The sequence below is a fragment of the Pseudomonas sp. GWSMS-1 genome, from assembly GCF_049847425.1.
GTDB lineage: Bacteria > Pseudomonadota > Gammaproteobacteria > Pseudomonadales > Pseudomonadaceae > Aquipseudomonas.
In genome coordinates this window covers 25,708-49,955 of the sequence record NZ_JBMHHV010000003.1, presented here as the reverse complement: position 1 = coordinate 49,955, position 24,248 = coordinate 25,708, and the positions used below count along the sequence as shown (strand labels likewise).

Here is a 24,248-nt window from a genome sequence, read left to right as displayed (position 1 = left end):
GTAATAACCCGGTACTACAGGGCACATCTTGGACCGACGGCGGCTAAAAAACGCTGAGCCACCTAAAGCAGCTCAGCGTCTGGGCGGGTGTTACTCCAGCACTTCCTCATCACGCAGCAGCACATAGGTGCAACCGCTGTCGTCTTCCAGGTAGTCGTGCACGTAAAACATCACCACTTCGCCAAGACCGGGCTGAGCGGCCACATAGTCACCGATATCCACAGTGAAATGGCTCTTGGAACCTGGCTTGGCTTCGCACTCGATGCGCGCATTGACGAACAGCTCAGGCGCGCTGTCGCCGAAATACTCTTCACGCTCTGCCGCATCCCAATCAGCGGGCGCCTCAAACGGGCCGCAGAACAGCACCTTGGCATCACCCAAATCCACTTCCTCGGCTTCCGGGTCCTGATCATCCGCGCGGTATACCGTGCAGTCCTGCGCTTCAGGGTTTTCCAGGATGGCCAGACGGGCCGCCAGTTGTTGCTCAGTATCCATAGGGGGCATAACTATCTCCGAGCGTTTGGCGTTAAATGTCAGGGCAAATCGAGCCGGTGGTCACGCCACAGGCAGCCTTCGCAGGCTATGGGCTGGAGTGGCTGCAGTGCAAGCAATGAAATGCCCTTAGCCGCCTGCGCAGAATATTTATCGCCTTAATTTAGCGTTAAGACTGAGGGCAGAGACTCACACCCAGGTTCTCAGATGAGGTTCCGTTTATGGAGCTGCCTTGGGTGTATCAAGATACTGCACTTGCACAGATCGGCCGTGAGCAACCGCTCAGTCTCTACCTGGCCAACAGCCAAAGCCCGCGCCGGGCGGGCATTGAAGCCTTTATCGGCGAGCGTTTCGCCGCACAGCATCAGGCCCACATCCGTCATTTCATGCCCTGCCTGCTGAGCCTGGAAGACAGCAGCGGACAACTGCTCGGCGCCGTGGGTTTGCGCAGTGCCGGCAGCGGCCCGTTGTTCCTTGAGCGTTATCTGCAGCAACCGGCAGAACAGGTGATTGCCACCAAGAAAGTGGCCAATGCACCGCAGCGCACGCAACTGGTGGAAGTCGGCAACCTGGCTGCGGGCAGCCCCGGCGCCGCCCGCCTGCTGATTGTGGCGCTGACCGACCTGCTGGTGGCGCTGGGTTATCGCTGGGTGACCTTCACCGGCACCCTGGCGCTGCTCAACAGCTTCCAACGCCTGGGCCTGACACCCGTAGCGCTGGGCCCAGCCAACCCTGACTGCCTGGGCGATGAACAGGCCGACTGGGGCACCTATTACGACAACCAGCCGCAAGTGATGGCCGGTGACATCTATGCCGGGCACCAGCGCCTGTTGCAGCTGGGCGCCTATCCACGCCTGGCCCACCAAGCTTTTTATGCCCTGGAGGACATGCCCAATGTGGCCTGCCGCTAAACCATTTTTCGAGCACCTGGCCGCCCTCGGTGACGCCATCGCCTTGCGTGAAGGCAGCCGAAGCCTGAGTTATGCCCAGTTATTGGCCGAGATCGAAGTCCGCAGCCAACACCTGCAACAGCTCGGCGCCCGACGCATTGCCCTGGCGCTGGATAACGGCATTGACTGGGTACTCTGGGACTTGGCCACCCTGCATGCCGGGCTGGTCTGCGTGCCCGTACCGGGCTTCTTCTCCACCAATCAGCAGGTGCATGTACTCGACAGTGCCAGCATCGACTGCCTGATCGGCCCGGACAATACGCTATACAGCGCGCTGGGTTTCAGTGCGAGTGCAACAGCGAGCGCAGTCGGTGTGCTGCAACGGCCGCGCGCGGTGGTCAGCGAATTACCCGTCGGCACCTGCAAGATCACTTACACCTCTGGCACCACCGGTCAGCCCAAAGGTGTGTGCCTGGATGTGGCGACACAACTGGCCGTGGCCCAGAGCCTGGTGAAGGCCAGCGCCAGTTGTCAGGTTGAACGCCACCTCTGCGTACTGCCGCTGGCCACCCTGCTGGAGAATATCGCCGGCATTTACGCCCCCCTGCTGGCCGGCGCGCAAATCGAGTTGATGCCTATGGCGCAAGTCGGCCTGCTGGGCGCCAGCCAATTTGACCTGCCGCGCTTTCTGACGGCCCTGGGTCAGGCGCAACCCAACAGCCTGATCCTGCTACCGCAGCTGCTATTGGCGCTGGTCAGCGCCGCCGAACGCGGTCTGCCCGTACCGGACTCACTGCGTTTTATTGCAGTCGGCGGCGGTCGCGTGTCCAGCCAACTGCTGCAACGTGCCGACGCCCTTGGCTTGCCGATCTTCGAGGGCTATGGCCTCTCGGAGTGTGCGTCGGTGGTCTGCCTGAACACCCCTGAGCAGCGCCGTATCGGCACCGTTGGCCAACCCTTGCCACATGTACAGGTACGCCTCGGCGCCGACCAGGAAGTGCAGGTCAAAGGCCCGCGTCTGCTGGGTTATCTGGGTGAACCGGTAACCGCTGAAGAATGGCTGGGCACCGGTGACCTCGGCCATTTCGAGGGGCCTTTTCTGGTGCTGCACGGGCGTAAGAAACACCAGTTCATCACCGCCTTTGGCCGCAACGTCAACCCAGAGTGGGTCGAGGCCGAGTTGGTGCAACAACTGCCCATTGCCCAAGCCTGGCTGCACGGCGAAGCCCTACCCGGCAACGTCGCCGTACTGGTGCCGCGCTTCGAGACGACCAGCGACAGCCAACTGGCCGAAGCCGTGGCTACCGCCAACCAATCACTGCCTGACTACGCCCGCGTGCACCACTGGCTGCGCGCCGAGCACCCTTTCAGCAGCAGCAACGAGCTGGCGACCAGTAATGGCCGGCTGCGCCGTAATGCCCTGTTTTCCCACTACCAGAGCGCCATCGAAGAGTTGATGGCCGACCAAACCTGCTATGGAGATGCTTGATGAGCTTCTATGAATCCCTGCTCGAACAAACCACTGCTGAACGCAACTACCTGCTCAGCGCTCCGATCATTGCCCAGGCCATGGCCGGCACCGTCAGCCTGAACAGCTACATCGCCTTTCTCACCGAGGCCTATCACCACGTTAAACACACAGTGCCCTTGCTGATGGCCTGCGGCTCGCGCCTGCCTGAGCGCCTGGAGTGGCTGCGCGAGGCCATTGCCGAGTACATCGACGAAGAAAAAGGCCACCAGGAATGGGTCCTCAATGACATCGCCGCCTGCGGCGCGGACAAGGAAGCCGTACGTAACGGCCTGCCGCATATGTCGACCGAATTGATGGTCAGCTACGTCTACGACCGCATCGCCCGGCATAACCCGGTGAGTTTCTTCGGCATGGTCAATGTGCTGGAAGGCACCAGCATCGCCCTGGCCACCCAAGTGGCCGGCGTGATTCAGGACAAACTGCAACTGCCGAACAAGGCCTTCAGCTACCTGAGTTCCCACGGCAGCCTCGACCTGAACCACATCGAATTCTTCAAAACGTTGATGAACCAGCTGGACAACGATGACGATAAAGCAGCCGTGGTCCACACCGCCAAAGTGGTTTACCGCCTCTACGGCGACGTATTCCGCAGCTTGCCGTTAAGCGCCTAGGAACTTCGATGAAACTCAATGAATGTCGTGCCGTAATTACCGGCGCCAGCGGCGGGATCGGCCAGGCGCTGGTCGCGGCCTTGCTGGAAGAAGGCGCGCAACTGCTACTAGTCGGCCGCCAAACCGACGCCTTGCAGATGCTGGCAAATGCGCACACAAGCAAGGTCCAAGTGGTGCAGGCCGATATCCGTGAGCGCAGCGGTCGTGAAGCTGTAGTCGCTGCCGCGCAGCGCTTCGGCGGCATCAACACGCTGATCAACGCCGCCGGGGTCAATCACTTCGGCCTGCTCGAGCAGCATGATGAAACGGCCATCGCTGATCTAATCGGTCTCAATGTCACCGCCACGCTGCAACTGACCCACCGCTTGCTGCCCATGCTGCGCCAGCAGGGCCGCGCGCTGGTGGTCAATCTTGGTTCGACATTTGGCTCCATCGGTTACCCCGGCTTTAGCGCGTATTGCGCCAGCAAGTTCGCCCTGCGCGGTTTCTCCGAAGCCCTGCGCCGTGAACTGGCGGACACTCAGGTGAAGGTTCTCTACTTCGCCCCGCGCGCGACGCAAACCAGCATGAACGCCGCTAACGTGGTGGCCATGAATGACGAGTTGAACGTGGCCATGGATGACCCGCACAGCGTGGCCTTGCAACTGCTGGCCGCCATCCGTCGCGAGGAAGAAGAACGCTACCTCGGCTGGCCGGAAAAACTCTTCGTACGCCTCAATAGCTTGCTGCCGCGAGTGGTCGACCAGGCCCTGCGCAAGCAACTACCAATTATTCAGCGTTTTGCCCGCAGCAAACCCTAAGGAGCCTGTATGAACCCTATCCGTAACGCCGCCTGCGCCCTGCTCTGCTTCGCCAGCCTGCCCGCCTTCGCCTTAAGCGAACAAGGCCAGACGCAACTGCAAAGCCTGCAAGACCGCTGGGCCGAGATCAATTATCAGGTGCCTAAAGAGCAGCGCGAAAAAGCCTTTGCCAGCCTCAGCGAACAAGCGCAAAAAGCCGTCAGCGCCGAACCGAACGCCGCTGAGTTGCATATCTGGAACGGCATCATCCTCAGCACCTACGCGGGCGCCAAAGGTGGCCTGGGTGCACTCGGCTTGGTCAAGGAGGCCAAAGCCAGCCTGGAACAGGGCCTGGTACTGGACCCCAAAGCGCTGTCCGGCTCGGCCTACACCAGCCTCGGCAGCCTGTATTACCAAGTGCCCGGCTGGCCAATCGGCTTTGGCGATGATGAAAAAGCCGAAGCCATGCTCAAGCAGGCCCTGGCCATCAACCCGGACGGCATCGACCCCAACTACTTCTATGCCGATTACCTAGCCCGCGCCAAGCGCTATGCCGAAGCCAAAGTGGCATTGGAAAAAGCCCTGCAAGCACCGGCACGCCCTAATCGCCTGTCCGCCGATGCTGGGCGCAAACAGGATATTCAAGCGCTACTCAGTAAGGTCAACGCCGAGCTCAAGTAATACGCCGCAAAACCCCACCTGATCGGTCCCCTGGGGAGCCGATCAGGTGTTTAAAACAGCCTCGACTTACTCGCCTAGGCTTTGCAAGGGTCTGTTAGTCTCAGCACGTACGTTTGAATAAAAAACAGGAAGTGGCTGCATGCGTATTCTGCTGGTCGAAGATGACAAAGCCCTTGGCGAAGGGATTCGCACCGCGCTAAAGCCTGAGGGTTACACCGTCGACTGGGTTCAGGATGGCAGCAGTGCACTGCATGCGCTGACCAGCGAGAGTTTCGAACTGGCCATCCTCGACCTTGGCCTGCCGCGCATGGACGGCCTGCAAGTACTCAAGCACCTACGTGCTGCCGCCAATCCGGTGCCGGTACTGGTACTGACCGCCCGCGACTCCACCAGCGACCGCATCGCCGGGCTGGATGCCGGGGCCGATGATTACCTGGTCAAACCCTTCGATGTCGCCGAGCTCAAAGCGCGCATGCGCGCTTTGCTGCGACGCAGTTTCAACCGCCCGCAACCGGCACTGGAATACCGCGGCATCAGCCTTGACCCGGTCAGCCAGGCCGTCAGCTATCAGGGCCAGGCGGTCAATTTGCCGCGCAAAGAATTCCTCCTGCTGCACGAACTGCTCGCCCAGCCGGGCCGGGTGATGACCCGCGACAAACTGCAACAGGCTTTGTATGGCTGGGATGAAGAGCTGGAGAGCAATGCCCTGGAGGTGCATGTGCATCACCTGCGCAAGAAGTTCTTTCCCGAGCTGATCCGCACCGTGCGCGGCGTTGGCTATTTGGTGGATAAAGCCTGATGCGTTCAATCCGTGCGCGCACGCTGCTGTTGGTACTCGGCCTACTCAGCCTGTCGATGACCCTGATTTCCTATAAAAGCTACCGTGATGCCCAGCATGAGATCGAGGAACTCTTCGATGCGCAGCTGGCGCAAACCGCGCGCCTGCTGGCCGGTTTGGTTGGCCAGAACATGTCGAAAAGCGAGCGCACGAGCCTGCAGGGCGCCCTGAATCAAGCCCTGCAAAGCCGCCAAAACAGCGCCACTGGAGAAATACGCGCCGGCCATAACTACGAAGGCAAGCTGGCGTTTCAAGTCCTCGACGAACAGGGCGTCATGCTCCTGCAGTCGGCGAGCGCACCCACCGGGGTGCTGGCCAAGATGGTCGCAGACTTCCACGAAAACGATGCTAACGCACACCAACATCTCGATACTGAACCACTGTCGAGCCTGGCGGAGCAGCTGGTCGGTTATCACACCGTGCCCTTGGATGGTTATCACTGGCGCTTGTTTATGCTGCGCGACCGCCAAGACAACCACATGATTCTGGTGGCCGAACGCGAGGATGTACGCGGCGAACTGGCGACAAAAATTGCCCTGCGCAGCCTACTGCCCGACCTGGTCGGCCTGCCGCTGCTGGCCTTACTGGTGTGGCTGGCGATTGGCTGGGGCTTGCGGCCATTGCAGCGCATGGCCGAACTGATTAAATCGCGCGCGCCCGACAACCTCGCACCGCTAATTCTGGAGCCCTTGCCCATCGAGCTGGAGCCGATGGGCGCCGCGCTCAACCGCTTGCTGATGCAGGTCAACCAGCTGCTGGATCAGGAAAAACGCTTTATTGCCGATGCCGCCCATGAACTGCGTACCCCGCTGGCGGTGCTGCGCATTCATGCACAAAACGCCATGGATGCCCCCGACCCACAAGACCGCAACGACGCCCTGCACCAGCTTGGTAGCGGTGTGGAGCGCGCCACACGCGTGGTGGCGCAATTACTGACCCTGGCGCGCCTGGACCCCAACGTGGTGCAACTGGCCATGCGCGAACTGGACCTGCTCGGCTATGTGCGCAACGAGCTGGCAGAATTGATTCCACTGGCCTTGGAGCGACACCAGGAGCTCAACCTCGACGCCATTGAGCCTGCCGATTATGTCCTGCTCGCAGACGGCCCGAGCCTGGGTACGCTGCTGCAGAACCTGGTCAGCAATGCCGTGCAATACACCCCAGACAGCGGGCATATTCAGGTGCAATTAGAAGCGCAGGCAGACGCCATTATCCTGCGCGTGCAGGACAGCGGCCCTGGAGTGGCAGAGGCGCAGCGGGAAAAACTCTTCGAACGCTTCTACCGGCTCGGCGCCGGCCAGGGTGCGGGCCTCGGGTTGTCTATCGTACGCCGCGTCGTGGAGCTGCACCGCGGCAGTATCAGCCTGGGCGAATCACCCTTGGGCGGCCTGGAAGTTGCCGTACGGCTGCCGAGAAACCGCTAACGTTTTGCGCCTGTTGTGCCGCGGCGCAGGGCGCGCGCTTCACGACGTACCTGTTGCTGCACGTCAGACAGCACTTCCTGCACGTAATCGATATGCCGATTAGACAGTGCACGGGCGTCTTCGGCGCGCCCGTCGATAATCGCCTGGTACAACGCACGGTGCTGCTCGATCAGCATGTCGCGGGTTTCATCGCGCTGGGCGTACATGCCGCCAATGTTAGTCACCACGTTACGTTTGAGCAGGTCGAACAGCCCGCGAATGGTGTGCAATAACACCGCGTTATGGCTGGCCTCGGCAATCGCCAAATGGAAGCTGGCATCGGCAGCCCCCTCTTCGGCGCGGGTCACCTTGCCACTGCGGCTGTAGCAATCCTGCAGCGCCGCGAAGGCCTCGCTGAGGCGCTGGCGATCCAGTTCAGTGGCACGCTGGGCGGCATAAAAGGCGCAGGAGCCTTCCAGGGTGTGGCGAAACTCCAGCAGGTCGCGCTGCGCTTCGGGGTTGCTCTCCAGCAAGTGGAGCAGCGGATCACTGAACGTCGAGCCCAGGGTCTGCGCAACAAAGTTGCCGCCGCCATGACGACTGACCAACAGCCCCCTGGCCGCCAGTTTCTGGATCGCTTCACGCAGCGACGGCCGTGACACGCCGAACTGCTCAGCCAAGACCCGCTCAGCCGGCAGGCGCTCGCCGGCCTTGAGCGTGCCTTCGAGGATCATCGTTTCCAGTTGGCTGACGATATCGTCCGACAAACGGCGCTGCCTCACCGACCCTACGTCCATATTCCGCACTCCACTGGTTTGACCACTCGCCATGGGCTTTTGGCCCGCCGCCGGCAAGCCTATAACTGGCTTACCGGGCTCGCAAGACAGGCGCTTATGACTAAAGTCGTAAGCGGGCTGATTGACAGGTCTGAGCCTGCACTTTTACCCTGACCGCGCTTGCTTGTAAATTGGTCTTACCAATATTGCCAAAAACAATTCAAAGAACCCATCGAGGTCCTCCTATGTTGGCTACACGCTTATCACTTGCCGTCACGCTGCATCCGCACTCACTTTTGCGCAGCGCGCAGCGCTAAGGAGGGATCATCATGTCGACGGGTCTTCTTGCTCTACTTGCCTTCTCCCCTATCCTGCTGGCCGCCATTTTGCTGATTGGCTTGCGCTGGCCAGCCAAGCACGCCATGCCGCTGGTTTACCTGCTGACCGCTTGCGTCGGCTTATTTGCCTGGGACATGAGCTTCAACCGTGTACTGGCCTCCACCGTGCAGGGTCTGCTGATTACCCTTGGGCTGCTGTGGATCATCTTCGGCGCGATCCTGCTGCTCAACACCCTTAAACACTCCGGCGGCATCACCGCGATTCGTGCGGGCTTCGCCACCATCAGCCCGGACCGACGCATTCAGGCGATCATCATTGCCTGGCTGTTTGGCTGCTTTATTGAAGGCGCGTCCGGCTTCGGTACGCCCGCTGCCATCGCTGCACCGCTGCTAGTGGCCATCGGCTTCCCGGCCATGGCGGCGGTGCTGATGGGCATGCTGGTGCAAAGCACACCGGTGTCGTTCGGTGCGGTGGGTACGCCGATCATCGTCGGGGTCAATACGGGCCTGGACTCAGCCACCATCGGCGCACAACTGCTTGAACAGGGCTCGTCCTGGGCGCAGTTCATGCAGCTGATCACCAGTGAAGTGGCGATTGTCCACGCCATTGTCGGCACCGTAATGCCGCTGGTGATGGTGTTGATGCTGACGCGTTTCTTCGGCGCCGAGAAAAGCTGGAAGGCCGGTTTTGCGGTCTTGCCGTTCGCCCTCTTCGCCGGTATCTCGTTCACCATTCCCTATGCACTGACTGGCATATTCCTCGGTCCGGAGTTCCCGTCTCTAGCGGGCGGCTTGATTGGCCTGGCGATTGTCACCAGCGCCGCGCGCATGGGCTTTCTGCTGCCAAAAACCACCTGGGATTTCGCCCCGGCGGACAAATGGCCGGCTGAATGGCTGGGCACCGTGGAAATGAAACTTGACCAACTGACGGCCAAGCCAATGAGCGCCCTGCGCGCCTGGCTGCCCTACGTGTTGGTTGGCGTACTGCTGGTGATCAGCCGAATCTTCCCCGAGGTCAGCGCCGCACTGAAAGGCGTGATGCTGAACTTCCCCGACCTGCTGGGTGAGACCGGTGTCAGCGCCAACTTCCAGCCGCTGTACCTGCCGGGCGGCATTCTGGTGGCCGTGGTGCTCGCCACGTTCTTCCTGCACGGCATGAAGCTGCGCGCCCTCGGTTCGGCGGTTAAAGAGTCGTCTGGGGTGCTGCTCAGCGCCGGCTTTGTATTGCTGTTTACCGTGCCGATGGTGCGCATCCTGATCAACTCTGGGGTCAATGCGGCTGAGCTGTCGAGCATGCCGATCCTGATGGCACGCTGGGTCGCCGACAGCGTGGGCAGCGTCTACCCACTGCTGGCACCGAGTGTCGGTGCGCTGGGGGCGTTTATTGCCGGCTCCAACACCGTCAGCAACATGATGTTCAGCCAGTTCCAGTTCGGTGTGGCCAGCAGCCTGGGCATCTCCAGCGCGCTGATTGTCTCGGCACAGGCCATCGGTGCCGCCGCCGGCAACATGGTCGCCATCCACAACGTGGTCGCTGCCTCGGCAACCGTCGGCCTACTCGGCCGTGAAGGCAGCATCCTGCGCAAGACGATCTGGCCTACCCTGTATTACGTACTCTTTACCGGCCTGATTGCCCTGTTCGCGGTGTATGTACTGGGCATCAGCGACCCGCTGATGGCTGGCTAATAACCGCCTAGGGCGCGCGACACAGCGCGCCCTAGGCGTTGTAACAACCCTTTCCCACCTGGGTGAATCCATGATCATTTCTGCCTCCACCGACTACCGCGCCGCCGCCCAACGCCGGCTGCCGCCGTTTCTGTTTCACTACCTCGACGGCGGCGCGTATGCCGAACACACGCTCAAGCGCAACGTGTCCGACCTGGCGGATATTGCCCTGCGTCAGCGCGTGCTGCGCAACATGTCGGAACTGAGCCTGGAAACCCGCCTGTTCAACGAAACCCTGAGCATGCCGGTGGCCCTGGCCCCGGTTGGCCTGACCGGCATGTACGCCCGGCGCGGTGAGGTGCAGGCCGCCAAGGCCGCAGCGGCCAAGGGCATTCCTTTTACCCTGTCCACCGTCTCGGTGTGCCCGATTGAAGAAGTCGCACCGGCCATCAGTCGGCCGATGTGGTTCCAGCTGTATGTGCTGAAAGACCGCGGCTTTATGAAAAACGCCCTGGAGCGCGCCAAAGCTGCCGGCGTGACCACCCTGGTGTTCACCGTGGACATGCCCGTGCCCGGCGCGCGCTACCGCGATGCCCATTCCGGCATGAGCGGCCCGAATGCCCCGCTGCGCCGCATGCTGCAAGCCGTGACCCATCCGCAATGGGCCTGGGATGTTGGCCTGATGGGCAAGCCTCATGACTTGGGCAATATCTCCACCTATCGCGGCAACCCCACCGGTTTGGCGGACTACATCGGTTGGCTGGGCAACAACTTCGACCCGTCGATCTCCTGGAAAGACCTAGAGTGGATTCGTGAATTCTGGGACGGCCCGATGGTCATCAAAGGCATTCTCGACCCGCAGGACGCCAAGGACGCCGTGAGCTTCGGGGCCGACGGCATCGTTGTCTCCAACCACGGTGGTCGCCAGCTGGATGGCGTGTTGTCGAGCGCCCGCGCGATGCCGGCGATTGCCGATGCCGTCAAAGGTGACTTGGCGATTCTCGCCGACTCCGGCATCCGCACCGGCCTAGATGTAGTGCGCATGATTGCCCTGGGCGCCGACACAGTGCTGCTCGGTCGCGCCTTTATCTACGCCCTGGCCGTTGCCGGCCAGGCAGGCGTAAGCAACCTGCTGGACTTGATTGAAAAAGAAATGCGCGTGGCCATGGTGTTGACCGGGGCCAAATCGATCAGCGAGATCAGCGCCGACTCCCTGGTGCGCGAACTGGGCTGCTAACCCAGTCTTGTAAGGTGCGCGAGCGCACTTAAACGCTCGCCGCGGCATGTGTGCCCGGTCACCCACCGGCGGTGAACTATCTGCCGCGTGGTGGGGGACGGCACCACTGCATCGTCATCAGCCCTGAGTGTGTGCTGCGCCCAACCCGCTCGGCACATGCATAGCGCCACACAAACCGACCATTCCCGGAGTGCCCATGAGCCTGCCCGCCACTTTCCTGACCGAGGTTCAGCAGCTGATCCCCGCTGAACGGCGCTTCGATGATCCGCTGTCGACCCTGGCCTTCGGCACCGATGCCAGCTTCTACCGGCTGATCCCCAAGCTGGTGGTGCGCGTCGAGGCGGAACGGGAAGTGGTCGAGCTGCTCAAGCTGGCCGGCATGCACGAGGTGCCCGTGACCTTCCGCGCCGCCGGCACCAGCTTGTCCGGCCAAGCGATCAGTGACTCGCTCCTGATCGTGCTGGGGGATAACTGGAACGGTCGGGAAATCCGTGGCGAAGGCACGCAAATCCGCCTGCAACCCGGCGTTATCGGTGCCCAGGCAAATGCCGTGCTAGCGCCGTTTCAGCGCAAAATCGGCCCCGATCCGGCGTCGATCAACGCCTGCAAAATCGGCGGCATCGTCGCCAACAACGCCAGTGGCATGTGCTGCGGTACCGCGCAGAATACTTACCACACCCTGGCTGGCATCCGCCTGGTACTGGCCGATGGCACAGTGCTGGACAGCGAAGACCCACTCAGCGTCACCCGTTTTTTCGCCACCCACACCGAGCTGCTCGCGCAACTGGGCGAGCTGGGCAAACAGACCCGCGCCAACAGCGCGCTGGCCGCGAAAATTCGCCATAAGTACCGGCTGAAAAACACCACCGGGCTGTCGCTCAACGCCCTGGTAGATTTCGATCAGCCGCTGGATATCCTTAGCCACTTGATGGTCGGCTCCGAAGGCACCCTGGGCTTTATCAGTGCGGTGACCTACAACACCGTGCCCGATCATCCGCACAAGGCCAGCGCCCTGCTGGTGTTCCCCGATGTCGAAAGCTGCTGCCGCGCGGTGACCGTGCTCAAGCAACAGCCGGTGTCTGCCGTGGAGCTGCTGGATCGCCGCAGCCTGCGCTCGGTACAGGACAAGCCCGGCATGCCTGAATGGGTAAAGGGCCTGTCCAATAGCGCTTGCGCCCTATTGATTGAATCGCGCGCGGCCAGCCAAAGCCTGCTGCACGAACAGCTGCAACTGATCATGGCGTCCATCGCCGACTTCCCCCTGGAAAAGCAGGTGGATTTCAGCGAAGACCCGGCCGTCTACAACCTGCTGTGGAAGATCCGCAAGGACACCTTCCCCGCCGTCGGTGCGGTGCGTCAAACCGGCACCACGGTGATCATCGAAGACGTCACCTTCCCCATCGAGCAACTCGCCGAAGGCGTCAATCGCCTGCTCGTGCTGTTCGATAAACACGGCTACGACGAAGCGATCATTTTCGGCCATGCCCTGGAAGGCAACCTGCACTTCGTGTTCACCCAGGGTTTTGACAGCGAGGTGGAGAAGGCCCGTTACGAAGCCTTTATGCAAGACGTCGCGCAGCTGGTGGCCGTGGAGTTCGGCGGCTCGTTGAAAGCCGAACACGGCACCGGGCGCAATATGGCGCCCTTCGTCGAGCTGGAATGGGGCAGTGAAGCCTATCAGCTGATGTGGCAAATCAAGCGCCTGCTCGACCCGCAAGGCATCCTCAACCCGGATGTGGTGCTGTCGGATGACCCACAAATTCACCTGAAACACCTCAAACCACTGCCGGCAGCCGATGAAATCGTCGACAAGTGCATCGAATGCGGCTTCTGCGAACCGGTCTGCCCATCCAAGGGCCTGACCCTGAGCCCGCGCCAGCGCATCGTGATCTGGCGCGATATCCAGGCGAAACAGCGCGCCGGGGTCGATACCCGCGAACTGGAAGCGGCCTATCAGTACCAAGGCATCGACACCTGCGCGGCTACCGGGCTGTGCGCCCAGCGCTGCCCGGTGGGGATCAACACCGGCGATCTGGTGCGCCAGTTGCGCGGCCGTGACGCCAACAAGCAGCGCAGCGCCGACTGGCTGGCGAACAACTTCCACCGCACCATGCAGGGCGCCCGCGTCATGCTGCATGTGGCCAACGGCGCACGCCTGCTGATGGGCGCGCCGCTGCTCAGCCGCACCTCGGCCGCTATCAGCAAAGCCAGCCAGGGTCGCGTGCCGCAATGGACCCCGGCCATGCCGCAACCGCTGCAGCGCTTGCAACTGCCGGCGGCCATCGAAGACTCGCGCCCGCGAGTGGTTTACCTGGCCGCCTGTGTGTCCCGCGCCATGGGCCCAGCAGCCACCGATGCCGAGCAAATGCCACTGCTCGACAAAACCCGCGCACTGCTGGAAAAAGGCGGCTTCCAGGTGGTGTTCCCGGCGGACCTGGACAGCCTGTGCTGCGGCCAGCCGTTTGCATCCAAAGGCTACAGCGAACAGGCCGAGCGCAAAAAACAGGAACTGATCGACGCCTTGCTCAAAGCCAGCCGCGGCGGCCTTGATCCGATTTACTGCGACACCAGCCCGTGCACCCTGCGCCTGCTTGAAGAGGGCCTGGACAGCCGGCTCAAACTTCATGACCCGGTGAAATTTATCCGCGAGCAGTTGCTCGACCGCTTAGACATCACCGCGCAGAAAAAACCGGTGGCCGTGCATGTCACCTGCAGCACTCAACACCTGGGTGAAGCGCAGGGCTTGATCGATATCGTGCGGCGCTGCACCACTGAGGTGGTCATCCCCGAAGGCATCCACTGCTGCGGCTTTGCCGGCGACAAGGGCTTTACCACCCCCGAACTGAACGACCACGCCCTGCGCAGCCTGAAATCCGCCGTGCAGTACTGCGAGGAAGGCATCAGCACCAGTCGCACCTGCGAAATCGGCCTGAGCCAGCATGGCGGCATCGATTATCACGGGCTGGTCTATCTGCTGGACCGGGTCAGCCGCGCTAAGGCCTAAACACCAAGCAGACCAACGGCGCAGTCTGCCGGCATGGGCTTTCTATACTGAAAGTCCTACCCCGCTGCTGGAGCACCACCATGCGCCGTTTAGTCGCTTTTATTGCCACCGCATTACTCAGCACCTCACTCTGGGCCATGCACTGCCCAGCGGACATCGCCAAGATCGATGAGCTGCTGAAAACCAACCCGCCCAGCGATGCCACAGTACTCGCACAAGTGCAGCAACTGCGCACCGAAGGCGAAGCCCTGCACAAAGCCGGTAATCACAGCCAATCCGTCAAGGTATTGGGTGAAGCCCTGCAATTGCTCGATGCCAGCGAATAGCCCGAGTCATTAACCAACAGGCTGCACGCCTTCAGCACATGCAGCGCGCCCACTATTTTGGGGGCGCAAACAGTGTCTCGACACTCACTGCATCCTGCTCCGTCGGAACCGCAGCGCCCGGTAGGTCAATCCAGAAACGGCTGCCTATACCCGCACTGCTGCTAAAGCCCATCTCACCGGCCATTAACGTGGCCAGTTCGAGGCACAACACCAAACCGATACCGGTGCCAGGAATGTTCGAGTTCTCTCGGCCCAAACGCTGGAATGGCTGAAACAGATTAGCCTGTTGCTCAGCCGTAAGCCCGGCGCCGTTATCCTCAACCCAAAGCCGCACGCAGTCCGAGCGCAACTCATAGCCCATGCGAATCAGCCCTTGCGAGGGGGTGTATTTGATCGCATTGGAGATCAGGTTAAGCATCACCTGACGCAGCCGTCGCATGTCCGCCTGCACGTACAAGCCCGCATCGGCTTCTGCCAGCACCTCTAATTGCAGTTGGCGCTGCTGCACCTGCGGCTGCACCAGCTCGGCGCAGCCATGCAGCAGCGCGCCGACTTCTACCGGCTGCAGTTTGAGCTGCTGCTGGCGGCTCTCGATGCTTGAAAGGTCGAGGATATCGTCGACCAATGAAGCCAGATGACGGCTGGCATTGACGATCTCACGGGCGTAATCGGCCTCTAGCTTGGCCTCAGGCTTGTCTTGCACTTCAAGCTCGATCAGTTGGCCAAAGCCGTAAATCGCATTGAGCGGCGTACGCAGCTCATGGCTCATGCTCGACAGAAACCGACTCTTGGCCTGACTCGCTGCCTGGGCATCGATGCTCGCGCCGCGCAAGTCTTCCTGCACCTGCTTGAGCCGGGTGATATCGACATGGGTACCGGCTACGCGCAGCGCCCGCCCCTCACTGTCGCGCTCCAGCACCTTACCGCGACTGAGCAGCCAGACGTATTCGCCGCGGGCATCGGCATAACGGTACTCCGCTTCGAACCCGTCCTCACCACTGCAGGCAAACAACTGGCGCAAGTGACGAATACGTTCTAAATCATTGGGGTGTATACGCTGGTTGAACTCACTAAAACTCATTTCTCGATGAGTCAGACCAAAACGTTTGAGGAAGTGCTCGCTGAGGCTAATGCTCAAACTTTGCGCATCAACCTCCCAGAGGCTTTCCGTGGTGCTCTCCAAAACCAGCTGGAGAATCCGCTGCGCCTCTACGCGCTGTGTTTCACTGGCCTGCAACTGCTCACCAGTGTGCTGAACCGCCACCGCCATGCTCGCCAGCTCGTCGATCTGACTGCTAGGTGATGCAGGCCGATAGTTACCCCGGCCCAGCTCATGCATCATTCCGACAATGCCATCAATCGGCTGTACCAATTGCTCGCTCAGGCGCCGCGAACGCAACCACATCAGGGCAAAGAACAGCAGGTAAAACAGTGCCAACCCGATGATCAGCAGGTAGCCGATATGCAGGTAATGCTCTGCCAGGCGATTGGTCTCGCTGAAGATACGCGCCTCATCGACCACCAACAGCAGTTGCCAGCCGGTCTGCGGAATCTCACTCCAGGCGATCAGCTGTTTGCGCCCGCCCAGCAGCACTTCCTGCACATTGCCCTGCCCCGCCGCCATGGCCTGCAACAGTGTCTGCATTTCTGCACGTTTGGCGAGGTTGAAATCCTCGGGTTTGAGCACCTCACGGCGCACCGCTTCGGCATAGGAGTATTCCGTCAGCTCGCGCAGACCAAAATCCGTTTCGCCAGCACTCGGCAAGGCCATGATGTTGTGATCACGGCTGACCAACATGGCATAACCTTGCCAGGGCACATCCAGGTCATCGATCTCGCCGAGCATCTGCCCAACCGTAATATCCAGGCCCACCACGCCCTCAAGGAAGTCACCGCGATACACCGGCGCTACCGCCGATATCATCCAACCCATGCCGGCGGGGTCGAGATAGACCTCAGTCCACGCCACCTTGCGCTCGGGGTTGTGCTTAGCGTCCGCCAGGTAATAGAAGTTGTAATCGGGTATCACCATGTCATGGGGATACTGCTCGGGCGTCATAAAGAACGGATAGATGCGGTTGTAGCTGTCCCAGGTATTGAAATAGGCCGCTGCTACGCGCGGGTTGGCCGCCCGAATCGAGCGCATCAACGGGTCGAGCTGCGCCAGGCGTAATGCCTTGGCGTGATCCTGCTGGGCCAGCGGCGTACTGTTGGCATAAAAGGAAGCCGCACGGCCATCATCACTGCGGCTGTAAAACACCCCGCTATCCGTCAATGCATGCCGCTGGCGCTCCAGCGCATCAGGCTGAAACGCCAGGTTCCCCAAGGCATTGGCGGCGGCATCACGAAAGATCTGCACCTGCGCCTCAACCGAACGCAGACGACCATCGATCACCTGCACCTCACGCACCACTGCCGCCGATAAATCATCGAGGGCGTTCTGCTGCAAATGCTCGATCTGCGCATCACGAATCGCCGCATTGCTGAACAGGTACACCGCGATCAGCACCGACTCAACCAAAATCAACGGGATCAGCGCACTCTGCACAAAAGCGCGCCAAATCCACTGACGCAAAGGGTAACTTGACGCGCGCGACATACGGGGGTCTCATCCAAAAGACAAAGCAGATCTGCAGGCGGCAATCATAGCCGGCAAACACGCCGACGTCCGCCCGGCAATTACCGGGTCGACGCTGCTGAACCTTTGGCGTAGACTCTTCTCCTAGTACCAGCAACACAAGTTTTGGGACCGATTAGGATTCGACGCCGGTAGTGAAACTCTAGGTGCATGCCGACTTGGTAACAGAAGTCGTAAATCCACTGTTGCAACTTTTATAGTTGCCAATGACGAAAACTACGAGGGCTACGCTCTCGCTGCGTAAGCGGCGCGACTAGTCCTCCTGGTAGCTTCGGCTCCAGCGATCACTAGGGGATGCCTGTAAACCTGAAGTGATTGTCATGCAGAACAGGATCGCCGCGTAGTACGTTGTGGACAAAGCGGCTAAAACTTACACAACTCGTCCAAAGCACCCTGCCCGTCGGGCGGCTGCGGATTAACTCAGTAGACACGGCTAAGCATGTAGTACCGAAAGCGGAACACTGGCGGACGGGGGTTCAAATCCCCCCGGTTCCACCAAATACCTACCTGGAGCTCTCTAGAACGGGGGCTTCAGGACTGATTTGATGGCTTTGGATTTCTCACAGTCCTTCTGTGAATCCAAATAGGTATGCCATTATGTCCAAGCGCCAAAGCAAAACAGGTGTCCCACACCTGGTCTTCCAAGCCAAAACTGGCTTTCAGTATTACCTCACTTTCCCAAAGCACTTTGCACTCAACCCTAAGCTTCCGGCACAAATTCGCTGGTCACTCGGGAATGACGAAGCGCTTGCGCGCGACCTGACGAAACACTTGAATCTGCATTTCCAAGAGTTTCTGCAAAAATGCGACGAAGAGCGCGTGGAGCGCGGCGGGGATTTCATTCTCCGTGAGCTCAGCAGGTTTCACGACGAGATCAAGCACACCCTGTCGAGTACTAATCGGGTCTGGGCCATTCGCCCCTCGCCTTCAAAGCTGGCTTCGACTGATCAGACGCGCGGCTATGAGCGCATGATGAAAGAGTGCAAGGTGCACCCGGTACTTTTCACTGAAGAGCCGGGCGGTGAGATTTATTTCTCTCTGTTCCCCAGCAAACGACTGATGACAGTCCTCAACATCGGCTTTACTCGCTTCGACTGGCCTCTTGGGACACGCGATCCGGAGGCCGCAAGTAATGCTGCGACTTACATCTACAACGCGATCATCGCACTGGAAATCCGGTCTCTTGAGATGATCAGCTATACGCCTGAGCATCCGCTAATCTCACTGATGTCGCTCTATGAATACCTGTGTTTTGCCCGTCCCGACCAAGGGCGCCATTTGCTGCATGTGCCGCCAGGCCTGCCCCAGTCGGCTTACTCAGTGAGTTTTTATCTGAACCAGCAGAAACTGAAAGTCGGCATGCTCGAATTCTGCAATCGCTTCCAAACGGTCCAGGAGGACTCCGGACTGTACTGCATCGTTATCCCACTGCGGCATACACGCTTGAGGCACAAGCCAGCTGAGGATAAGGAGATGCGCGTCGAATTGCTGACCAGCTCGCCCATTGTCGCGATGCTATTGTTGCAAGCCACACTCACACAGATCGACAAAATTTTGCTGCAAAGCTTCGTGGAGAGCAGCTCTGCGGATGCCTATGAACAAGCTATGCAAGAAATCAGCGACCTTATTAGGCGAACACTTGGGCCAGTGATTCCAGCTGAGCCCATGCACTCTTTGCCCGAAATGCTCGATGTTCATGAATCTGTCAGTCCACAGAAGGATCCCGGCACGCTTGCGCTACTTAGCGCACTGAGCAGTGTTTTGCCTGACGCGCAGAAGACCAAACTGGCGGAGCTCTTCAATACGCCTGCGAGTAATGACTGCATCATTGCGCCCGCCCCCATCAAGTCCGGCACTCTTCATTTCGGAGGGCTGATTAAAGAGTTCGAAGAGCGTCAGATTCGGGAAGGCGCCTGGTCGAATCCCCGCACCCTGATCACGATGCATGCAAGGCTAGAGGGGTTGGCCGAAATCATTGGCGGCCACCGCAGCATCGAGACGCTGACGCGCACTGAATTTAATGCGCTGCGTGACCTGCTGCGTGGCTATCCCAAGAACCGCCATCGCTTGCGCGCAACGCGAAATCAGCCGCTTAGCAAGCTCATTCAAGATGGCAAGTACGAACCGATCAACGCACGCACGGCGAAGAAGTTCTTCGAGCTTGCCCGAGCGCTCATGGGCTATGCGCATGATCAGGGCTATCTGAAAGAGAACATCACAGCTGGGCTGACATTTAGTACCAAGGGTGCGGACTCTCCCAGGAAGCGCACCTATAGCCCGGTACAGGTTGAGAAGCTGTTAACTGGCCCGGTGTACTCGCTCACAGAACCGCCACGCTGGCGCCTGGATGACTACCGGTTCTGGCTGCCAGTTCTTGGGCTGTACAGCGGTGCACGGCTCAGTGAGCTTTGCCAATTGCGTCTAGGCGATATCCACGAAGAACTCGGCACCTGGGTCATCAGCATCAGTCGCACGGGTGCAAGACAGTTGAAAACTGCTGACTCTGAACGCCTAGTGCCGCTGCACAAAGTACTCTTGGAAGCTGGCTTTCTCGACTTTCATCAGCAACGGTTAATAGCCGCTGAAAACAATCTGACAGCACCGCTTTTTGAAAACATTCACACTTACGGGGATCTTTCGCCAGGGCACATAGCAATGCAACACGGAGGGCATATGACAGAGCACGAATGCGACACTCGGGTCGTATCGCAAAACGACAGTGCGATACACATTGAGTGTCGCAATACCGGATGCGATACGACGGGGGTATGACATGCGATACACCTCTAGTATCGCAAGAGTACTAGGGCATACAAAAGTAGAGCCTGGGTAGGTACTTACGGGGCCCAATTGGGCGATACGAATGCCAGAATGGGCACTTACAGCGCCCGCCCGGGCACTGCTTTTTCGGTTATATTAACCACACAAAATACATATAAATCATATATTTAACTTAAATACGAATAACCGACTTTGAGTGTAGTGGCCAGCCTTTCTAGCTTTGCCCCTCCCTACGATACCCTTGGGTATCGCCTACTCGCTCGTTCAGCGCTGCGCGCTGGCTGCTTTTATTTTTTGATGACAAACCGCTTGTGCGCGCTCTTGCTCCACCGGCACGCTGAATGTAGATGAAGGTGTGTCGCGTGAGTAAGAGCGCGCAACCCCATACTCGCGGCGCGAGTATGGGGGCGTTGGAGCAGTTCAGACGTAACGAGAAATGCACGAAGCGAATGCGTAGTGCGTTTCAGTGAAGTTTGAACTGAGCCAACGCCAATTCGCGAATGCGGCTGCTTTTGTCATCAAAAAAATAATAAGAGACGACAGCCATGCACCAGACCACCCTCAAGAAGTACCAAACCAGAGCACGCAATTTTTACCGTAAGTACTGCGGATCAAACACACCGAATTCAGCGCAGATCTGTACGGCTTTGCTTGCGCGTGCTCACGAGCTCCAGCCTAACTCGTTCAGCACACTCAAAAGCGCGCTACTGAATGACCAGCTCGCCCAAGGCAACCTTAAAGCGGCACAAGCCGTTCGGGCGCTGATAAATCCGGTCACGGCACCAGGTTCAGAGTTACCGCGCAAACCCAAACAGAAGGGAGTCCGCACCGTCTCCGATGATGACTTCTGGCAGCTCGTTGTGCACTTACGCGCTCATGACTTTTACGACGAAGCACTATGCGTTGTCCTGGCTTATTACTTAGGCGCACGTCCGTGTGAGATGCGCACAAAGGCATGCAGCAAGGGCTGGATTACGCCCGCCTGCTGGACGTACCTTTCGTATTTGCCAGCAACGGTGACGGCTTTGTCTTTCACGACAAAACCGCATTGGCAAATGGCGGCCAGTTAGAGAGTGAGATAGCCCTGGCAGACTTCCCCAGTCCCGAGACCCTATGGCAGAAATACTGTGCCTGGAAGGGTTACACCGAGGCTCAACTGCCCATTATCACCCAGGACTACTACGACGACGGCAGCGGTAAAGCGCCACGCTACTACCAGCTGCAAGCCATCAACAAAACGCTAGAAGCCGTATCTGCAGGGCAAGATCGCATCCTGCTGGTGATGGCCACTGGCACCGGTAAGACTTACACCGCGTTTCAGATCATCTGGCGCCTGTGGAAGGCGCAAAAAAAGAAGCGCATTTTGTTTTTGGCCGACCGCAATATTCTGGTCGACCAAACCCGTATCAACGATTTCCAGCCGTTTGGCCCGGCTATGACTAAGGTCACTGGCCGCACCGTCGACCCTGCCTACGAGATACACCTGGCTCTCTATCAAGCCATCACCGGCCCAGAGGAATCGCAGAAGGCCTACAAACAGGTTGATCCCGACTTCTTTGATCTGATCGTTATTGACGAGTGCCACCGTGGCAGCGCAGCGGATGACAGCGCCTGGCGCGAAATCCTCGAATACTTTGGCTCAGCCACACAGATAGGCCTCACGGCCACCCCCAAAGAGACTGAAGAGGTCTCAAACATCGACTACTTCAACGAGCCGGTTTACACCTACTCCCTAAAAGAAGGCATCGAGGACGGCTTCCTTGCCCCCTACAAGGTGGTGCGGGTGGATCTGGATGTCGACCTGCAAGGCTGGCGTCCCACCAAGGGCCAGCTCGATCAAAATGGTCAACTCATCAAAGACCGCATCTACAATCAGAAAGACTTCGACCGAGTCATGGTAATCGACGAGCGCACCCAACTGGTCGCAAAAACCATTACCGCTTACCTCAAGCGCACCGACCCAATGGCCAAGACCATCGTCTTCTGTAACGACATAGATCACGCCGAGCGCATGCGCCGTATGCTGGTTAACCTTAATCCAGAGCAGGTCGCCAAGAACGAAAAGTACGTGATGAAAATCACTGGTGATGACGAGATCGGTAAGGCCCAACTGGATAACTTTATTAACCCCAAGCGTCCCTATCCAGTAATTGCCACCACCTCCGAGCTGATGAGCACTGGCGTTGATGCGCAAACCTGCAAATTGATCGTGCTGGATCAAACAATACTGTCCATGACCAAGTTCAAGCAGATCATCGGTCGCGGTACCCGCATTAACGATAAGTACAACAAACTCTGGTTCACCATTCTCGACTTTAAAAAAGCCACCGAGTTGTTCGCCGATGAGCGCTTCGACGGTATCCCCGAGAAGATCATGGTGACGCCACCTGACAAAATCCTTGATCCAGATAACCCAGACTTCGACGATGAGTTTAATGCTGAGGAAGGCACTGATAATGAAGGCTCTGATGCCGGAGAGCCCTCAACAGGATCAGGCTCAACTGCAGGCCCAGGTGAAGGTGGGGGTGTTGGCGCTGATGGAAAATTGACCCACCGGGGATGCGGCGGAAATCTTGGACTACCTGGAGGTAGTTCATGTACTCATACGAAGACCGTATCCGAGCGGTCAAGCTCTACATCAAACTGGGCAAGCGAACCGGGGCAACTATTCGTCAGTTGGGCTACCCGACGAAGAACTCTTTGAAGAGCTGGCACGCAGAGTATGAGCGATGCCTCGACCTGCCGCGTGGCTACGAGAACTCGAAGTCGAAGTACTCACTGGCCCAAAGGGAAAAGGCTGTCGGGCACTATCTCGAATACGGTCGCAACATCGCCGCTACCATCAAGGCGTTGGGCTACCCCGCGCGGGATTCGTTGCGTGCCTGGATTTACGAAATGCACCCCGAGTTGCATACGCGTATTGTCGGTCGATCAGACGGGTTAGCCCGGCCGCCAGCGGTGAAGCAGGCAGCCGTCATCGCGCTGTGCACGCGAAAAGAAAGTGCGAAAGCCCTGGCTCAAAAGCTGGGCGTGTGCAGGCCGACCTTGTACAACTGGAAAAACCAGCTACTCGGCCCAGAGGTATCCCCATCCATGAAGTGTCGGCTTGAACCCTCATGGTCACCGGAACGAGAGGAGTTGCAGCGGCAACTCGAATCTCTCCAGCTCAATGTTCGCCGTTTGCAGCTTGAACATGACCTGTTGATGAGGGCGAATGAACTCATAAAAAAAGAGACGGGCATCAACCGGCAAGTCCTGACCAATCGGGAGAAGACATTGCTGGCTGATGCCCTGAGGCAGACATACTCCTTGTCAGAGCTGCTTGAAGCACTGAGCTTGGCCCGAAGCTCCTATTTCTATCATCGAGCCCGAATGCAGGTCGCGGAAAAGTACACCGAAGTGCGTCGTGCCATGGCGGACATATTCGAGCGCAATCATCGTTGCTATGGCTACCGTCGGATGCAAGCTTCGTTGAGCAGGCAGCGTGTGCGCCTTTCAGAGAAGGTGGTGCAGCGCTTGATGAAGGAGGAGTGCCTAGTCGTCGCCAAGCCGAAACGGCGTCGATACGGTTCCTACCTCGGGGAGATCAGTCCGGCGCCGGAAAACCTCCTCAACCGCGACTTCACGGCCCTAGCTCCGAATGAGAAATGGCTGACCGACATCTCGGAGTTCCAGATCCCGGCCGGCAAGGTGTACCTGTCCCCCATGATCGACTGCTTCGATGGGAAGGTCATCAGTTGGTCGATCGGCACGCGTCCCGATGCCGAGCTTGTGAACACGATGCTGGATGCCGCTGTCGAAACGGTGGTCAGCAACGATAAACGGCCTGTTGTTCACTCCGATCGTGGCGCTCACTACCGCTGGCCCGGCTGGTTATCGCGCATCGCTGATGCGAAGCTGATTCGTTCGATGTCGCGCAAAGGCTGCTCACCTGACAACGCGGCTTGTGAAGGTTTCTTCGGCCGACTGAAAACGGAGCTGTTCTATCCTCGCAACTGGCAGTCAACGAGCATCGAGCAGTTCATTCAGGCCTTGGATTCATACATTCGCTGGTACAACGAAAAACGTATAAAGATTTCCCTCGGCGCGCTCAGTCCCATTGAGTATCGTGAAAGCCTGGGCTTCGCGGCATAACCAGTCCAAGTTTTTGTCCGCATCCCCACCCTGCCGATTGAAATTTGACCCAGGGCGGATTGCTGATTTTGTTACCAGCAACTGTGGATAAGTCTACCAGCGCAGCTGCTGTTGCCCCCACTCC

At 59.1% G+C, this 24,248-nt stretch carries 16 protein-coding genes, 1 other RNA gene and 1 pseudogene; 15 read left to right on the top strand and 3 right to left on the bottom strand.

The genetic code is table 11. The annotated features are described in order from the left end of the window. Positions 1 to 90: 90 nt before the first annotated feature. Positions 91 to 504 carry a hypothetical protein gene (locus ACEPAJ_RS01085; RefSeq protein ID WP_274086264.1) on the bottom strand — a complete coding sequence of 138 codons (414 nt, stop codon included), beginning with the start codon at positions 502 to 504 and terminating at the stop codon, positions 91 to 93. A gap of 209 nt (positions 505 to 713) precedes the next feature. Here ACEPAJ_RS01085 and ACEPAJ_RS01080 point away from each other — a divergent pair, with 209 nt between their 5' ends. From ACEPAJ_RS01080 to ACEPAJ_RS01050, 7 genes are all read left to right on the top strand, one after another. Next, positions 714 to 1,403, top strand: a complete 690-nt coding sequence (locus ACEPAJ_RS01080; protein WP_425913015.1) for a thermostable hemolysin — start codon at positions 714 to 716, stop codon at positions 1,401 to 1,403. Further along, a complete protein-coding gene (locus ACEPAJ_RS01075) occupies positions 1,387 to 2,871 on the top strand; it encodes an AMP-binding protein (protein WP_425913013.1) in 1,485 nt (494 codons plus the stop codon). Before ACEPAJ_RS01080 ends, ACEPAJ_RS01075 begins: the two co-directional genes overlap by 17 nt. After that, on the top strand, positions 2,871 to 3,524 hold the full coding sequence (locus ACEPAJ_RS01070; protein WP_425913011.1) for a TenA family transcriptional regulator: 654 nt from the start codon (positions 2,871 to 2,873) through the stop codon (positions 3,522 to 3,524). Before ACEPAJ_RS01075 ends, ACEPAJ_RS01070 begins: the two co-directional genes overlap by 1 nt. A gap of 8 nt (positions 3,525 to 3,532) precedes the next feature. After that, a complete protein-coding gene (locus tag ACEPAJ_RS01065; protein ID WP_090243633.1) occupies positions 3,533 to 4,324 on the top strand; it encodes an SDR family oxidoreductase in 792 nt (263 codons plus the stop codon). A 9-nt stretch (positions 4,325 to 4,333) separates the two neighbouring features. Then, positions 4,334 to 4,984, top strand: coding sequence for a hypothetical protein (locus ACEPAJ_RS01060; protein ID WP_425913009.1), 651 nt, complete (start codon positions 4,334 to 4,336; stop codon positions 4,982 to 4,984). Between the two features lie 139 nt (positions 4,985 to 5,123). Beyond that, positions 5,124 to 5,783 (top strand): response regulator, encoded by a 660-nt coding sequence (locus ACEPAJ_RS01055; protein ID WP_425913007.1) that lies wholly within the window; start codon positions 5,124 to 5,126, stop codon positions 5,781 to 5,783. Beyond that, a complete protein-coding gene (locus ACEPAJ_RS01050; protein ID WP_425913006.1) occupies positions 5,783 to 7,246 on the top strand; it encodes an ATP-binding protein in 1,464 nt (487 codons plus the stop codon). The genes ACEPAJ_RS01055 and ACEPAJ_RS01050 overlap by 1 nt, the downstream gene beginning before the upstream one ends. Here ACEPAJ_RS01050 and ACEPAJ_RS01045 read toward each other — a convergent pair. After that, positions 7,243 to 8,022 (bottom strand): FCD domain-containing protein, encoded by a 780-nt coding sequence (locus tag ACEPAJ_RS01045; RefSeq protein ID WP_425913004.1) that lies wholly within the window; start codon positions 8,020 to 8,022, stop codon positions 7,243 to 7,245. The two genes, ACEPAJ_RS01050 and ACEPAJ_RS01045, sit on opposite strands and share 4 nt — an antisense overlap. A 308-nt stretch (positions 8,023 to 8,330) precedes the next feature. On the opposite strand from ACEPAJ_RS01045, the gene ACEPAJ_RS01040 reads away from it, so the two are divergent. The 4 genes from ACEPAJ_RS01040 to ACEPAJ_RS01025 all read left to right on the top strand — a co-directional run bounded on the left by ACEPAJ_RS01040 (position 8,331) and on the right by ACEPAJ_RS01025 (position 14,571). Continuing rightward, positions 8,331 to 10,025 carry an L-lactate permease gene (locus ACEPAJ_RS01040; protein WP_425913003.1) on the top strand — a complete coding sequence of 565 codons (1,695 nt, stop codon included), beginning with the start codon at positions 8,331 to 8,333 and terminating at the stop codon, positions 10,023 to 10,025. A gap of 70 nt (positions 10,026 to 10,095) precedes the next feature. Continuing rightward, positions 10,096 to 11,241 carry an FMN-dependent L-lactate dehydrogenase LldD gene (lldD, locus tag ACEPAJ_RS01035; protein ID WP_425913001.1) on the top strand — a complete coding sequence of 382 codons (1,146 nt, stop codon included), beginning with the start codon at positions 10,096 to 10,098 and terminating at the stop codon, positions 11,239 to 11,241. A 196-nt stretch (positions 11,242 to 11,437) separates the two neighbouring features. Then, entirely contained in the window at positions 11,438 to 14,245 is a 2,808-nt protein-coding gene (locus ACEPAJ_RS01030; protein ID WP_425913000.1) for an FAD-binding and (Fe-S)-binding domain-containing protein, read from the top strand. Between the two features lie 80 nt (positions 14,246 to 14,325). Then, positions 14,326 to 14,571 (top strand): hypothetical protein, encoded by a 246-nt coding sequence (locus tag ACEPAJ_RS01025; RefSeq protein ID WP_425912998.1) that lies wholly within the window; start codon positions 14,326 to 14,328, stop codon positions 14,569 to 14,571. Between the two features lie 52 nt (positions 14,572 to 14,623). On the opposite strand, the gene ACEPAJ_RS01020 is transcribed toward ACEPAJ_RS01025, so the two are convergent. Further along, positions 14,624 to 17,170 (bottom strand): sensor histidine kinase, encoded by a 2,547-nt coding sequence (locus tag ACEPAJ_RS01020; protein WP_425912997.1) that lies wholly within the window; start codon positions 17,168 to 17,170, stop codon positions 14,624 to 14,626. Positions 17,171 to 17,316: 146 nt separating this feature from the next. On the opposite strand from ACEPAJ_RS01020, the gene ssrA reads away from it, so the two are divergent. The 4 genes and pseudogenes from ssrA (at position 17,317) to ACEPAJ_RS01000 (ending at position 24,124) form a co-directional block, all read left to right on the top strand. Continuing rightward, positions 17,317 to 17,707: a transfer-messenger RNA gene (gene ssrA / locus ACEPAJ_RS01015) on the top strand. A 99-nt stretch (positions 17,708 to 17,806) separates the two neighbouring features. Then, positions 17,807 to 19,981, top strand: coding sequence for a recombinase XerD (locus tag ACEPAJ_RS01010; protein ID WP_425912995.1), 2,175 nt, complete (start codon positions 17,807 to 17,809; stop codon positions 19,979 to 19,981). Positions 19,982 to 20,942: 961 nt separating this feature from the next. Then, positions 20,943 to 22,532, top strand: a pseudogene (hsdR, locus tag ACEPAJ_RS01005) (EcoAI/FtnUII family type I restriction enzme subunit R); the annotation flags it as partial. A 53-nt stretch (positions 22,533 to 22,585) separates the two neighbouring features. Next, positions 22,586 to 24,124, top strand: coding sequence for an IS3 family transposase (locus ACEPAJ_RS01000; protein ID WP_100773587.1), 1,539 nt, complete (start codon positions 22,586 to 22,588; stop codon positions 24,122 to 24,124). Positions 24,125 to 24,248 lie beyond the last annotated feature (124 nt).